Raw genomic sequence first — 14966 nt, forward strand, 5'->3', positions numbered from 1 at the left:
TTATGAAACGTAAATTATTATTATGGGCAGCTTGCATTGCGACATTTTCCACATCGATACCTGCTGCAACTGACGATAAGGTTATCGAAGAAAAACTGGCAAGGTATAACATATCTGTGGAATCAATTAAGCCATCGCCAATCGTGGGGTTAAACACAATCGATACCTCAGATGGCATTATTTATGTCACTGATGATGGTAAATATCTGGTGCAAGGACCGATTTATGATTTAAGCGGCAAAGTGCCAGTCAATATTTCGAATCAGCCGTTACTGAAAAAGGCTGATGCATTAAAAGATGAAATGATTGTATTTAAGGCTCCGAAAGAGAAGTATGTCGTGACGGTATTTACCGATATCACCTGTGGTTACTGTAAAAAACTTCATGAGTCTGTGGGTGAACTCAATGATAAAGGCGTGACAGTACGCTACCTCGCATATCCTCGACAAGGTTTAAATCATGAGTCAGCAAAACAGATGGCATCAATTTGGTGTAACGCATTGCCTCAAAATGCGTTAACTAAAGCATTTAAGGGCGATGAAGTGGCGATCATTGATGACTGTAAAATTGATCTCAGTAAACATATGAAACTCGGTAGCCAGTTTAAAATGACAGGTACACCAGCGATTGTTTTACCTGATGGCCAGCTGCTTTCAGGTTATTTAGCCCCTGATGATCTTTTAAAAATACTCGAACAAAAATAGTTAACTATCGTGAATGTAGAAACTTTTTTACAACGGCGAACACTCGCGGATGACATGAAAACATTGGACGGTTTTCCTGAGATCCTTCAGCGAGTTTATGCCCATAGAGGCATTACCGATATTGCTCAATTAGAACGTAAAGCGGCTAACTTATTGGATTACCGTGCATTATCAGGTATCGATCATGCGCTATCACTGCTGTATGACGCACTCGAAAACCATCGCGTTATCACGATTGTTGGCGATTTCGATGCTGATGGTGCAACGAGTACCGCACTCGCGATTCGCGCCTTGAAAGCGATGGGGTATGTAAACCTAAATTACATTGTGCCAAATCGATTTGAAAATGGTTATGGATTAACCCCTTTAGTCGTGGAGGAAGCCCATCATCGGGGGGCCGACCTTATCATTACCGTTGATAATGGTATCTCCTCACATGAAGGGGTCGAATTTGCCCATCAACTTGATATTAAAGTGATAGTTACCGACCACCATTTACCTGGAGAAACGTTACCCAAGGCAGATGCGATCATTAATCCTAATTTAGAAAACTGCCAGTTTGCCTCTAAATCCTTAGCGGGAGTCGGGGTCACATTTTATCTGATGTCAGCATTACGAGCGAAATTACGACAAGAAGGCTGGTTTGTTAAGCAAGGCCTAAAAGAACCTAATTTAGCCGAATATTTAGACTTAGTTGCGCTTGGAACGGTTGCCGATGTGGTGCCTCTTGATACAAATAACCGTATTTTAGTGCATCAAGGATTAAACCGAGTAAGAGCAGGGCGCTGTTGTGCGGGCATTAAAGCGCTTATTGAGGTCTCAAAGCGAGAATGTTCTCGCCTAGTCGCCAATGACTTTGGTTTTGCGTTAGGTCCTCGATTGAATGCGGCAGGGCGTTTGGATGATATGTCAGTCAGTATTGAATTATTACTGACTGATGATATGGCTTATGCGAGAGAACTGGCTAACGAACTGGATGGTTTGAACCAAGCTCGACGCGAAATTGAAGTGGGTATGCAGCAAGAAGCCTCTGTTTTATTTAATAAAATTGAGTATGGTGACAGCCAGCTACCGAATGGTCTGGCGATTTATCACCCCGAATGGCATCAAGGTGTGGTGGGTATTTTGGCTTCAAGAATTAAAGAACAATACCATCGTCCCGTCATTGCTTTTGCGCCCGCAGGAGATGGCACTCTCAAAGGTTCTGGACGCTCAGTGCCCGGTGTACATATGCGCGATGCATTAGAGCGTTTAAATACCTTACAGCCTGGACTTATGCAAAAATTTGGTGGACATGCGATGGCAGCCGGGCTAAGCCTTGAGGAAACTAAATTTGAATTATTTAAGCACCATTTTGAGTTATTGATGGGGGAGCTCATTCATCCTGAACAATTAGCTGGTGTGGTCTGGAGTGATGGTGAATTGAAACAGAATGAGTACACGCTAGAAACAGCAGAGTTGTTACGTGAAAGTGGCCCGTGGGGGCAAGCATTCCCCGAGCCTGTGTTTGATGGGCACTTTCAACTTTTACAACAACGAATCGTCGGTGAGCGTCATCTTAAATTGATGTTAGAACCTGTCAGTGGTGGGCCGATGCTCGATGCCATTATGTTTAATATCGATGTACGGCGGTGGCCTGACCATAGTGTCAAACGCGCTAAGATAGCGTTTAAACTTGATGTGAATGAGTTTCGAGGGCAAAAGAGTGTGCAATTAATGATTGAACATATTTGGCCCGAATAATGCGTTTACCTTAGCCGAGCGTGTTTATTGCAATATTGATTTTCATGGTGCTATAAACTTTGCGGAAATTTCGTTATAATTGACGGTTTCTAAAGAATTCATTCTATTTATAACGACCAAACATAAGACATTGAAAAATGACGTTTGAAATAAACCCAGTAAAAAGTAAGATTCAGGACTTGTCTGAGCGCACAGCGGTTCTTAGGGGGTATCTTTGACTATGATGCCAAGAAAGAACGCTTAGAAGAAGTTAACGCAGAGCTTGAACAACCTGATGTTTGGAATGAGCCTGAAAGAGCACAGGCGTTAGGTAAAGAGCGCTCATCGCTTGAAGCTATCGTCGATACTATCGATCAGCTGACTCAAGGCCTTGAAGATGTGGAAGGTTTACTTGAACTGGCAATTGAAGCCGATGATGAAGATACCTTTAATGAAGCGGGTGAAGAGCTAAATCAGCTACAGGGCAAATTAGAACAACTTGAGTTTCGCCGGATGTTCTCTGGTGAATATGACAGTGCCGATTGCTATATCGATCTACAAGCCGGCTCCGGTGGTACGGAAGCGCAAGATTGGGCAAGTATGCTGATGCGTATGTATCTCCGTTGGGCTGAATCGAAAGGTTTCAAAACAGAAATTATTGAAGAGTCAGACGGTGACGTTGCCGGTTTAAAATCCGCAACAATTAAAGTCATTGGGGATTACGCGTACGGATGGCTTAAAACCGAGTCCGGTGTTCATCGCTTAGTTCGTAAAAGTCCCTTTGACTCTGGTGGGCGTCGTCATACTTCATTTAGTTCAGCATTTATTTACCCAGAAGTTGATGACGATATTGATATCGAAATTAACCCAGCTGATTTACGCATTGATGTGTACCGTGCGTCTGGTGCGGGTGGGCAGCACGTCAACAAAACAGAATCAGCGGTACGTATTACCCACATACCGACCAATATTGTTACCCAGTGTCAAAATGACCGCTCGCAACATAAAAACAAAGATCAAGCTATGCGCCAGTTGAAAGCGAAGCTGTACGAACTGGAAATGCAGAAAAAGAATGCTGACAAACAAGCGATGGAAGAGAATAAATCGGATATTGGTTGGGGAAGCCAAATTCGTTCTTATGTCCTTGATGATGCACGTATTAAAGATTTACGTACTGGTGTGGAAACGCGAAATACGCAAGCCGTACTGGATGGTGATTTGGATAAATTCATTGAAGCTAGCTTGAAAGCTGGCCTGTGAGGAAAAAATGTCTCAGCAACAACAGGGCGCAGAACAAGCCCCCGATTTGAATAACGAATTAAAAACACGTAGAGAAAAACTGGTCACTTTACGTGAAAAAGGGGTTCCATTCCCAAATGATTTCCGTCGTGATATCACGTCGGATAAGATCCACGCACAGTACGATGAAAAATCCGCAGAAGAACTCGAAGATTTAAACATCGAAGTTGCCATTGCGGGCCGTATGATGACGCGCCGTATTATGGGGAAAGCATCATTTGCGACACTGCAAGATGTGGGTGGTCGTATTCAAATTTATGTTTCTCGCGATGATTTAGCGGAAGGCGTTTATAACGAACAATTTAAGAAATGGGATTTAGGCGATATTTTAGGTGCAAAAGGTCGCTTATTTAAAACCAAAACAGGTGAATTAACCGTTCACTGCCACGAAGTGCGTTTGTTAACCAAAGCATTACGTCCGTTACCAGACAAGTTCCACGGTCTAGCCGATCAGGAAACTCGTTATCGTCAACGTTACCTTGACCTAATTGCTAATGATGAATCACGCCATACCTTCATGGTTCGTTCTAAAATCTTGGCCGAATTACGCAATTTTATGGTAGGCAAAGGCTTTATGGAAGTTGAAACACCAATGATGCAGGTCATTCCTGGTGGTGCTTCTGCTCGTCCATTTATTACCCACCATAATGCACTTGATATTGACATGTACTTGCGTATTGCGCCTGAGCTATATCTAAAGCGTTTGGTTGTTGGTGGCTTCGAGCGTGTGTTTGAAATCAACCGTAACTTCCGTAATGAAGGTTTATCACCACGTCATAACCCTGAGTTCACTATGATGGAACTCTATATGGCATATGCGGACTATCGCGACTTGATCGACTTGACCGAGGAATTATTCCGTACGCTAGCGCAAAAAGTACTTGGTAACACCGTGGTGAAATATGGTGATCAAGAGTTCGATTTTGGCAAACCATTTGCCAAATTGACAATGAAAGAAGCCATTTGCAAGTATCGTCCTGAAACCAATGTTGCCGATTTGGATGACATGGATAAAGCGGTTGCGATTGCACAATCTCTTGGTATTAAGATTGAAAAGAGTTGGGGATTAGGACGTGTTCAGTGTGAAATTTTCGAAGAAGTTGCTGAAAGTCATTTGATCCAGCCAACGTTTATCATTGAATACCCAGCGGAAGTTTCGCCTTTGGCACGTCGTAATGATGACAATCCGTTTATTACGGATCGTTTTGAATTCTTTATTGGTGGCCGTGAAATCGGTAATGGTTTCTCTGAGTTGAATGATGCAGAAGACCAAGCGGAACGTTTTGCTGAACAAGTTCGTCATAAAGATGAAGGCGATGATGAAGCAATGTTCTATGATGAAGACTATGTGACGGCATTAGAACATGGTTTACCACCAACTGCTGGGTTAGGCATTGGTATTGACCGTATGGTGATGTTGTTTACCGACAGCCATACTATTCGTGATGTTATTTTATTCCCAGCATTACGCCCATCGAAAGCTTAATTTTATACCATCATTATGCCCAGATATTTCTGGGCATAATTTTATCTCATCCCAAACTATTTAATTCATAAAAGAAGACCGTCTAACACGATAAAATCGTAACTTAAGTGAAACTGATTGAGTGATATATTTGTATGGTAATAGATATAGATTATCTATTATTCCCAAGTAGGTAAAAACACATAATCAATATAAATTATATTGATAACATATTAAGTGTAATTTATTTAAGCCAATGCCAATCGTGTAACGCTGTCAATTTATTTTTTTGTTAGAAAATATTTCTCAATTGAAATATTTTACTTTATTCGAAAAATCAATTTCCTATAGCGACTCGCTTGAGATAACTGATCATTTACCAAATAAAAGTTACCACTCGGTTTGTAAGATGATAATTTGTTGTCGTGATTATTTATAAAACTCAAATTAAGTGTTCTTTAGTTTATTGTCACATTAAAAAGAGTGTGGTTAGTTCTGATTTAATGCTAAGATTAAAATAATTAACCAAAATTTATGAGATGAATCTATTTCTAGATTGGGGATTATAGAAAATAGATAAATTTTAGCTTACACTAGGTTTCTTGGATCTCATTATAATAGCGAAGAAAAAGTGCTGGTAAGGTAACCATATGTTTTTAAAAGATAAATTTATTGTTGCATCTCTGCTTTTAGTTGGGACGACGATGCTCTCTGGCTGTTCTTTGGGCTATCACACGGATAATACAGAGAAAAAGGAAGCGATAACCTCAACCGCATCTGCTTCTAATTCTTCTGAAACAAAACAGCAGTATATGGATTATTCCTATGCTGATTCCCAGTCTGCTTTAAACTCGGCTATTAGTAAAAAACCGACAGAACAGCGTTCGATGGGATTAAATGCCACTGGAAATGACCAAGAATCATTTCAACATTTAAATACCTGCATTAAAGAGCTTAATGCTTTAAAAACACTGTCACCAGCAGATTACAATCGCTTAGTTGGTTCGTTTAAAGAGGTGAGTGAAATAAATCAACTCTATAAACAAGTCTCCTCAACAGCGAGTCCAGATACGATCGAATTATTACAGATGGCAATAGAAGCTAAAACAAAGGTGCTTTGTGCCAAAGTTCGTTATAACTCAGTCTTGTCTACCGAATCAACATTGGAAAAAATTAGTGGATTATGAGAATTAACCTAAGGCTTTGTATATCATTGGCCATTTTTTCGGCTACTTTTAGTCAATTAGCAAAATCGGATAGCTTTAATAACGTCATTGATGACTTTGACACTTACCTGCAATTAGAGCAGGAAGGAAAATTGCCTGAAAAACCACTGAATATTCAAAGTCAGGGCTATGACTCATTTTCATCTTTACCACTTGCGCCTGAGCCAAAAGAAAAATCCAAATCTGCGGCGGGTAGAAACGTTGGGCAAGGAAAAACGTCTGTACGGACTCAGCCTAAGGCACAAGGTTCGGTAACGAAACAAACTCAGCCAAAAGTCACGACGACAAAGGTTGTTACACAACCAACAGAAAAAACAACGGTGCCGTTGTCTGAATGTCCATTACCTGAAAACACAACAGCACAACAAACTGGTTCAGCACACCAGTCTTTGCTATTGTCTTCCTACCCTTATTTCTTTAATTCAACGCAATGGCATCCCCAGTATTTATCGAAAGACTTTGCGAAATATCAGCTTGTTTTGGATCCGTTGGGGCTTTATTCCGCCAAATACTCAACCCATGTATTACGTGACAATACCGACTATTTAGAACAGCTCGCTGACTTATTAGCACAACAACAGTCAACACACTTATTTAAGTTTGGTGCTGCTCAAGGTGCTGGTCAGTTAATTGCTTATAAGCAGCTTTTAACTGATAGGCAATTAGTTGAAAAGTTAATCGCACATAATAAAAGTGTTGCGGAATTGAGCCATGAAATTGCTGAGAAGCAATTTGAAATAGAGCGCATTAATAACCAGCTGACTGAAAACAAGAATCAGGTTGCTTTATTAAGAGAAAAGCTAAATGCAACAGATGATAAAGAAACCATTGTATTACTCACCGATGAACTCACCGCGGTTAAAAATACGCTGACTGAAAAGCAACATAGTTTAGAACAACTGACATTAAATAATCAGCAAGCTCAGCAGGCCATTGACGCGCTTGAAAAGAAATTAAGTAACAGTATTCAAGCGCAAACAGCCGCTGAAAAGCAGTTAGCAGAAAAAGATAAAGAACTCGTACGAGCACAATCACAATTTGAAAATGCACAGAAGCAAGTTCAACAATTAACCGAGCAATTGGCTAAATTAGAAACTGATGCAAAAGAACAAGCCGATAGGTTAAATAAAAGCAGTGATGAACAAGTTAAACTTGTCACGGCTTCCCTTGAAAAACAGAAGGAACTGCTGAAGCAAAAAGAAGCAGCTCTTCAGTTAGCTCAAAAACAAAATAGTGATATTCAAGCCGAATTGGCTAAGCAGCAAGAAACATCTAAAGCTTTTGAGGCTGAACTAAAATTAGCGCAACAACAATTAAAAGCGGGTAAAGCAGAACAAGAAGCGTTAGCGAAGCAGTCTGCAAGCAACGAAAAAACACAGCAACAGCTGCAAGCGAAATTAGCGCAACAAGAACAGAATTATGCGACGGCGCAAGCGCAGTTGAAGCAAGCTAATGCGGATGTCGCACAGCTGCAAAAAGAGATTGAGAAGCAAAAACAGTTAATGACACAAGCGTCAGATCAACAGGTTAAAGCGTTGACCGCTGATCTGAACCAGCAAGTGGCGTTATTAAAGCAGCAAGAGCAGGCGTCGAAGAAAGCGGAAGCTGACAGCCAAGCGACCCGTGAGGCATTGGCACAGCAGCAGGCGGCAGCGAAGCAGCTAGCGGAACAAAATCAGCAGTTGCAAGCCAAGTTAAAAGAGCATGAGCAACAGGCAGCAAAACTGCAAGCCACGTTGACTGCACAGATGGCACAGTCTGAACAGAAGAAGAAGTTAGAGGCAGAACTAAAAGCTGCACAACAACAGCTACAATCTCAAAAAGCTGAACAAGAGGCGTTGGCGAAGCAGTCTGCAAGTAACGAAAAAACACAACAGCAACTGCAAGCGAAATTAGCGCAACAAGAACAGAATTATGCGACGGCGCAAGCGCAGTTGAAGCAAGCTAATGCGGATGTTGCACAGCTGCAAAAAGAGGTTGAGAAGCAAAAACAGTTAATGGCACAAGCGTCAGATCAACAGGTTAAAGCGTTGACCGCTGATCTGAACCAGCAAGTGGCGTTATTGAAGCAGCAAGAGCAGGCGTCGAAGAAAGTGGAAGCTGACAGCCAAGCGACCCGTGAGGCATTGGCCCAGCAGCAGGCAGCAGCGAAGCAGCTAGCGGAACAAAATCAGCAGTTGCAAGCCAAGTTAAAAGAGCATGAACAACAGGTTGCGAAATCGCAAATTATGTTAGCTGCTCAAATAGCGCAAGTAGAGCAGAAAAAAACGTTAGAAGCGGAACTGAAAGTCGCTCAGCAGCAACTGCAAACCCAAAAAGCAGAAATTGAAAAGCAAGTTAAAGAGCGTGAACAAAAAATTCAGCGCCTTGAGAGCGACGTTACTGCAAAAGATAAACAGGCAGTTGAAATTGACAAACGATTAGCAGAAGCTAATAAGCAAATCAGTGCATTAAAATTAGACGCTGAAAAGCTGAAAACGATTGATACAAAATATCAAGCTCAGCGTGCTGAATTAGAGAAATTGAAAAAGCAGCTGTCTGATAGTGCTCAATTGCAAAAAGAATTAGCAACCGCGAAAGAACAGTTGAAAACGTTGCAATCTGAGTTAAAGCAACAAAAATTCTTATCTTCAGATGAAGCACTGAAATCGCAAATTATGGAGCTGAATAAAAAGGTGATGCAGCTTCAAGAAGAGAACGATAAGCTAAAAGCAAAACCATCGTCTACAGGTGCTGCTGCGGTTCGTCCATCTGTAAAACAACTCACACAGAAAGAACTCAATGCGATTGCGGAAGAAAATAAAAAACGCAATCAAAAAATGATTGAAGAAATCACCAAGCAGAAATATAGCAAACTTGATGCCTTTACGTATTATAAGATCCTACAAAAAGGTAAGCCAATTAGTAATGTGAAGAAGAAAAGTATCACATTTATTATGCGTGAACAGCTTACCGATGGAACCGTGACGGTGTTATATACGGATAAGAATCCAGTCACATTACCTTATAATGAGTTACCTGTTCCGTTGAACTCATTTATTGAGAAGGCGGGTGAAGGGGGTATGGTTAAGGTTTATATCAAACCGGAAGGTGGTTATGGGGTTGATGGTATACCTGGACAAATACCACCAAACTCCATGTCAATTATCGATTTAAAAATCATTAGCGTTAAATAACGTATAACAGATCAAAAAAGGCCGTTTACATATTAGTAATACGGCCTTTTTTATGACGTTATCGATAGACATATTATTCACAAATTATCGATGCGATATAAAGGTTTAATTAATAGACTGTCCACCTCTAAACTAATAGCGTTGGTGGGATAAGAAAGGCTGTGTTTCATTACATGGCCATAAGATGTGCCTTTCTGTCAGTATACAGTGAATGGGCACTGCTATCACTGACAGGGCATGTATTCTTTGTCGTTTAGTTACTCAAATTAATTGGCTAACTTCTCGATTTACTAGGTGTAAATCCAAAGCGTTTACGATAACTTTGGGTGAAATAAGATTGGCTTGAAAAACCCGCCTCCATTGATATTTCCACAATACTCATTTGAGTGTTGATGAGCAATTGGTGTGCATACATAATTCTTTTCTCACTAATCCATGAACGTGGTGAGGTTGAGTAAACAGTATTAAATAATTCTTTAAATGTTGTTAACCCCATACCGAAGGTTTTTGCAAATTCAGCAAGTTTCCATTCCTTTAAAAAATTATTTTCCATAAAATTCTGTAAACGTTCAGCCTGTCGATTGGTGAGTTGTCTTAGGTTTGAAAGTAGTTGTGATCCTTGCTCACTATAAGAGAGTAACAAAAGAAATTCAGAAATACGCAATGATTCCAGTAATGGTGGACATTGTTGTTTAATAAGGTTTTTAAAACTATTCTTTAGGTCATCAATAATGGCTGATGTGGTAAATTTAATCACATCATGGCTACTATTATCTGAGCGCTCAATTTCACTTAATTGGCTACCATAGTGATTCATGAACTCACGCAAAAATTGATCTTCTAAGGATATTGAAAGAAACTCACACTCAGATTCATAATCTAAAGTTTTTAAAGCATATGAACCTTGTTGATGATAAAGAATATCACCTGGGTGTAACATTTCTATTGTTGTCGGACTTTCCCATATTAAGGTTCCTTTTTCAATAATAAGTAATCCTTTTGTGGGACGTTCTATAATAGAATATGAGCTATTTTTATTAATAGCGGTTCTTTTTATACGACAATCAGTCACATTGTTATCATTTTGCATGACGCATCCTGTATGTTAATTCTATGTAGTCAAATGTTATTTTTTTAATTTAATATTAAATACCTTTGTTGTTTTAATCAGTGAAATATAAATTCACCTTCCTTTGATTGATTGAAATTATATAAACCTCATTTTTTTGTGTCACAGTTTAATTCTAAATATTAATAAATGTGTCTAAAGGTTGTTTTTACGAGTTATTTTGAGATTTATGACGTAAATAACGAATATTAACACAGCTTGCCTTTTTTATTACCTATTGATTTTGTTTATGCTGGTTTATTATTTTGGTTATTAGGTTTTGGCAGGATGAAAACTATTTTAAGGGATTTGCTCAATTTCATTGTTTATTGATCTAGTTAGGGTTACTTACCGTTTTCAGTGTGTGAAGAAGAAATTTAGTTATATATTTTACTGTCATTTACCTCGGTAAACATATAACTGATTAACAAAATTAATGATAGGAATTGTTAACTACGTCACTAATCAAATATAATTATCGTAACGATTAATTATATATATTAAAGTCGTAAGACAATTCCTATTATTGAGACAATAATCTCATTTAACCCCAGTATTTTTGCGAATGAGCATTTTGAGTGAACATATAAACATGCATTTTAATTATTAGTTACCAAAGGGTATTAATTTTTAGAAAAACGTCACGATGGGATTTAAGATAAATACATTTCGTCATATAAGATGCAGGAAAACGCGATGTAAAGTGAGTGTCCACTCCCCATTAATTAAGACACTTCAAATTAGAGATTTCTAACTGTTTACGGTATGTCTCCGGTGGGAGGTTATTTAAACTTTCGTGGGTTCGATTTAGATTGTAATCTTGCTGCCAAAACCACACCATCTCTCGTACTTGGCTTAATGATTCAAATAAATAGGCATTTAAAAATTCACGGCGAAATGAACCATTAAATCGTTCGATAAAACCGTTTTGTTGAGGTTTACCGGGTTGAATATGACATAGCTCAATCTGATTATTTGTACAATAATTCAATAGGTTGGTTGAAATAAGCTCAGGTCCATTATCCACGCGAATTTGTTTCGGCAATCCTCTATCGATTTTCAAACGTTCTAGTACTCTAATGACTCGTTCAGCAGGCAATGACGTATCAACTTCAATTGCCAGGCACTCACGTGTCCCCTCATCAATAATATTCAAGGTTCTGAAGCGTTTACCACAGTACAAACTGTCGTGTACAAAATCCAAAGCCCATTGAATATTCGGGACTTTTTCTATCACTAATGGTCTTTTTTCACGCTTCGGAAGCACCTTTTTAACCCGTCGTTTCAAGTTCAATCCTAATCGACAATAAACGCGATAAACTCGTTTATGATTAAAAGAATAGCCTTGAAATCGCAGCCGAAAATAGCATTTCCAAAATCCTGATTTTGGTGATTTCGCTAACACAGATTGTATGGCATCGATCACCACTTGGTCTTTTTTACGCCAATCTAACGGTTGACGGTAAAAAGTAGCTCGGGGCAATGAAGTTAGTTTGCAAGCCTTAATGACTGATAAACCTGCCTCTTTTAATGATTGTGCACAGGACTTCTTTTCAGTCACTACCACCCCTTTTTTGCAAAAAGCTCCTTCATCGCATGATTTTCAAGGCTGACTTCCGCAAAGAGCTTTTTCAGTTTCGCATTTTCATCCTCAAGCTCTTTTAATCGTTTAACATCATTAGCTTCCATGCCACCATATTTTGATTTCCAATTATAATAAGTGGCGTTACTGATCCCATTTTGGCGACAAATGTCTTCCACTTTCATCCCTGAATCAGCGAGCTTTAAAATATTAACGATTTGAGTTTCAGTAAAACGGGCTTTTTTCATCATGACCTCTGCAATTTTTAGGGCAGAAACTCTAATTATAGCTGTCTTATTTTAGGGGGAGTGGACATGAGGGGGGACTGGTAAAAGTTCACAGAGGTACAGTGATAAATTAATATCGACGGTTTTAACTGTAGATAAAAGAGTTTTTACTATTAATTAACAATCTTTCTATGCATCAGAAATAGGCTATATCAATAGAATTTTCATGATGGAATATTTTTAATCAAGACATAGTTAATTATTTGTATCTGACGACCTTCTTGATTTTTTTGCAGGAAGTTCGGGGACTGGTTTTCTATCATCTAATAAATGGCGTATTGCTAATATAGGATGATGAAAGAGCATTTTGGGCCCTGACCACCGCATAATCAGTTTCATTTGTTCACGCATTTTAGGCTGATAGCAATGTATTGGGCACTGTTTACAGGCGGGTTTTTGTTCTCCATAACGGCATTTTTCAAGGCGATTAATTGCATAATCATATAATTTTTGATATTGCTCTGGTGAGTCTGCGGAGGCGGGATGCGCCTTTTCATATATTTGGATCATTTTTTCAATAGTTTTAATTTCTCTTTGAATACGTTTACCGACCATTGAATCACCTCAATTTATGCAATAAATTGCATTTAATATACAACTTATTGCATTTAATAGAAAGTAAAGATAAACGCAAGTCACGTAAATGGCATAAGTTGATACTTATGCCATAATAAAATTAAAATTTATTGAGTAGGTCTATCAGTGAGTTTAGATGACTTACAAAATTAAACACAACAATGTGGCGTGATAAGCCAAACGTCTCCTGCTATGACCTAGCCGATTGCGATTTAGACCTTATTGACGGATTGCATTATTTTTTGCATTTCGTCTTTTAAATGTAATTTTTCTTTTTTGAGTTTCACAACATGCTCGTTATAACCAGCACCGGACGGGCCTTCTAATTTGCTGATTTCTTTATCAAGCTGATGATGTTTTTCATAAAGGTTTTGAAAGCGGGGGTGTGTAGATATTAACTTTGAAACTAAATCTTGATCTGTAGATAACATACTACCTCCTCAGAATGTATTAAGCCTCACACTCAGTATAAGCATCGTCTATTATTTATGCATTATAACAAATAGGAATTTACATAGTTTTTATCAAATTTATGATCATTCCACTAAAATTAGCTATGATTAACTTTATTGAGATAGTTATATTTTCGTATTTTTAAAATTAAGAATCATCCAGAGTAGGAAAGTTAGACTTTTTAACTTATTCTAGATGCATGATATGTATTTTCAGTTAGCTTTGTTATTTTTAATAGGATTTTATAATGAAAAAAGCGATTTTATCTGTAATGGCAGCAGCATTAGTGTCTTCTTGTGCAATGGCAACAGGGGAGTTGGAAAAGATCGCACCTTATCCTAAAGCGGAAAAGGGCATGACTCGTCATGTGATACAACTGCCTACAAAACCTAATGAAGATAACTTGCAAGTCGAATTAGTTATCGGTAAGACGATTAAGGCTGACTGTAATCGCCAATGGTTTATGGGCGATTTAGAAGAAAAAACCTTAGAAGGCTGGGGATATAACTATTACAAATTAGAAGATGTAAAAGGGCCAGCTGGAACGATGATGGCGTGTTCAGAGCCAGCGAAAGAGCGTTTTGTAACAACACAACTTGGTGATGATGCTTTTGTTCGTTATAACAGTAAACTACCTATTGTGGTTTATGCACCAAAAGAGATGGATGTGAAATACCGTATTTGGTCAACTGACGATCAGTTACTTGATTCGAGCAAAAAATAATTTGTCGTCATTTTGTCTTATCAGTGCCACATGATGATATGTGGCACTTTTTCTTAGCGTTTATCTAATGACCAGTACCGATGTCTTGGCATGGCGAACAAGCGTAGATGCGGTCGAACCAAGTAAATAGGTTGAGGCACTTGGTCGATGGGAACCTATTACAATTAAGTTAGCTTCGATATCATCGGCATAACTGAGAATTTCATCTTTGGCTGAACCAATGCCAATTTTACATACCATTTTGTCATCAGGGATATTGATGTCCTTGATCACTTCTTCTAACGCTCTGAGTGCGAGAATAGAACGCTCCGCTGAGTTTTTATGACTTTCAGGCAGAATAGTCACTTCAATACCAAAAAATAGTTCAGCGCTTGGGATCACTGATAAGAAGTGGATTTCAGGGGAACCTAATTTTGATAGCTCTTCAATATGTTTGATGATTTGTGGATTAAGCGAATCTTCTAGTAGGTCGATAGGGACTAAAATTTTATTATACATAACCACCTCATTCGTATGTTAATTGGCGCTATTATAGCAGCTAGCCGTTAATATAGTATAAGTGAGTTGCCTTTTGTTAATTACATTGGATTTAAATAGAAAAACGTCTTTTTTAGCTATTCAAATTAATATTATTTTATAGAAAG

12 protein-coding genes are annotated in these 14966 nt (G+C 38.7%); 7 read left to right on the plus strand and 5 right to left on the minus strand.

Going from position 1 to position 14966, the window contains the following annotated elements; genetic code table 11:
* Nucleotides 1-2: 2 nt before the first annotated feature.
* From dsbC to O7C57_RS06865, 6 genes are all read left to right on the plus strand, one after another.
* Nucleotides 3-704: a bifunctional protein-disulfide isomerase/oxidoreductase DsbC gene (gene dsbC, locus O7C57_RS06840; protein WP_154624311.1), complete on the plus strand. Its 702-nt coding sequence runs from the start codon at nucleotides 3-5 to the stop codon at nucleotides 702-704.
* Between the two features lie 9 nt (nucleotides 705-713).
* Nucleotides 714-2447 carry a single-stranded-DNA-specific exonuclease RecJ gene (gene recJ / locus O7C57_RS06845; RefSeq protein ID WP_196713356.1) on the plus strand — a complete coding sequence of 578 codons (1734 nt, stop codon included), beginning with the start codon at nucleotides 714-716 and terminating at the stop codon, nucleotides 2445-2447.
* A 137-nt stretch (nucleotides 2448-2584) separates the two neighbouring features.
* A protein-coding gene (gene prfB / locus O7C57_RS06850; protein ID WP_154624310.1) for a peptide chain release factor 2 occupies nucleotides 2585-3686 on the plus strand; the annotation gives its coding sequence in 2 pieces (ribosomal slippage) (nucleotides 2585-2662 and nucleotides 2664-3686; 1101 coding nt in all).
* 7 nt (nucleotides 3687-3693) lie between these two features.
* Nucleotides 3694-5211 carry a lysine--tRNA ligase gene (gene lysS, locus O7C57_RS06855; RefSeq protein ID WP_154624309.1) on the plus strand — a complete coding sequence of 506 codons (1518 nt, stop codon included), beginning with the start codon at nucleotides 3694-3696 and terminating at the stop codon, nucleotides 5209-5211.
* A 629-nt stretch (nucleotides 5212-5840) separates the two neighbouring features.
* Nucleotides 5841-6377, plus strand: coding sequence for a hypothetical protein (locus O7C57_RS06860; protein WP_154625090.1), 537 nt, complete (start codon nucleotides 5841-5843; stop codon nucleotides 6375-6377).
* Between the two features lie 26 nt (nucleotides 6378-6403).
* A complete protein-coding gene (locus tag O7C57_RS06865) occupies nucleotides 6404-9592 on the plus strand; it encodes a hypothetical protein (protein ID WP_269723799.1) in 3189 nt (1062 codons plus the stop codon).
* 274 nt (nucleotides 9593-9866) lie between these two features.
* On the opposite strand, the gene O7C57_RS06870 is transcribed toward O7C57_RS06865, so the two are convergent.
* The 4 genes from O7C57_RS06870 to O7C57_RS06885 all read right to left on the minus strand — a co-directional run bounded on the left by O7C57_RS06870 (nucleotide 9867) and on the right by O7C57_RS06885 (nucleotide 13576).
* Complete coding sequence (locus tag O7C57_RS06870; protein ID WP_251463868.1) at nucleotides 9867-10682, minus strand: helix-turn-helix transcriptional regulator; 816 nt, start codon at nucleotides 10680-10682, stop codon at nucleotides 9867-9869.
* A 739-nt stretch (nucleotides 10683-11421) separates the two neighbouring features.
* Nucleotides 11422-12530, minus strand: a protein-coding gene (locus O7C57_RS06875) for an IS3 family transposase (protein WP_269723985.1) whose coding sequence is annotated in 2 segments (ribosomal slippage) — nucleotides 11422-12266 and nucleotides 12266-12530 — 1110 coding nt in all. Because the reading frame shifts where the segments join, the coding sequence is not laid out codon by codon here.
* Between the two features lie 234 nt (nucleotides 12531-12764).
* Entirely contained in the window at nucleotides 12765-13124 is a 360-nt protein-coding gene (locus tag O7C57_RS06880; protein WP_163860980.1) for a nitrous oxide-stimulated promoter family protein, read from the minus strand.
* 233 nt (nucleotides 13125-13357) lie between these two features.
* Nucleotides 13358-13576 (minus strand): DUF465 domain-containing protein, encoded by a 219-nt coding sequence (locus O7C57_RS06885; RefSeq protein ID WP_154635748.1) that lies wholly within the window; start codon nucleotides 13574-13576, stop codon nucleotides 13358-13360.
* Between the two features lie 269 nt (nucleotides 13577-13845).
* Here O7C57_RS06885 and eco point away from each other — a divergent pair, with 269 nt between their 5' ends.
* Entirely contained in the window at nucleotides 13846-14322 is a 477-nt protein-coding gene (gene eco, locus O7C57_RS06890; RefSeq protein ID WP_154624155.1) for a serine protease inhibitor ecotin, read from the plus strand.
* 60 nt (nucleotides 14323-14382) lie between these two features.
* Here eco and O7C57_RS06895 read toward each other — a convergent pair whose 3' ends face one another.
* A complete protein-coding gene (locus O7C57_RS06895; protein WP_154624154.1) occupies nucleotides 14383-14820 on the minus strand; it encodes a universal stress protein in 438 nt (145 codons plus the stop codon).
* Nucleotides 14821-14966 lie beyond the last annotated feature (146 nt).

The organism is Providencia sp. 21OH12SH02B-Prov, assembly GCF_027362595.1.
GTDB classification, from domain to species: domain Bacteria; phylum Pseudomonadota; class Gammaproteobacteria; order Enterobacterales; family Enterobacteriaceae; genus Providencia; species Providencia zhejiangensis.

Excerpts from the sequence above, each read along its gene's own strand:
- dsbC (WP_154624311.1), top strand. The coding sequence starts at position 3 with ATGAAACGTAAATTATTATTATGGGCAGCTTGCATTGCGACATTTTCC.
- lysS (WP_154624309.1), top strand. The coding sequence starts at position 3,694 with ATGTCTCAGCAACAACAGGGCGCAGAACAAGCCCCCGATTTGAATAAC.
- O7C57_RS06860 (WP_154625090.1), top strand. The coding sequence starts at position 5,841 with ATGTTTTTAAAAGATAAATTTATTGTTGCATCTCTGCTTTTAGTTGGG.
- O7C57_RS06870 (WP_251463868.1), bottom strand. The coding sequence starts at position 10,682 with ATGCAAAATGATAACAATGTGACTGATTGTCGTATAAAAAGAACCGCT.
- O7C57_RS06880 (WP_163860980.1), bottom strand. The coding sequence starts at position 13,124 with ATGGTCGGTAAACGTATTCAAAGAGAAATTAAAACTATTGAAAAAATG.
- O7C57_RS06885 (WP_154635748.1), bottom strand. The coding sequence starts at position 13,576 with ATGTTATCTACAGATCAAGATTTAGTTTCAAAGTTAATATCTACACAC.
- eco (WP_154624155.1), top strand. The coding sequence starts at position 13,846 with ATGAAAAAAGCGATTTTATCTGTAATGGCAGCAGCATTAGTGTCTTCT.
- O7C57_RS06895 (WP_154624154.1), bottom strand. The coding sequence starts at position 14,820 with ATGTATAATAAAATTTTAGTCCCTATCGACCTACTAGAAGATTCGCTT.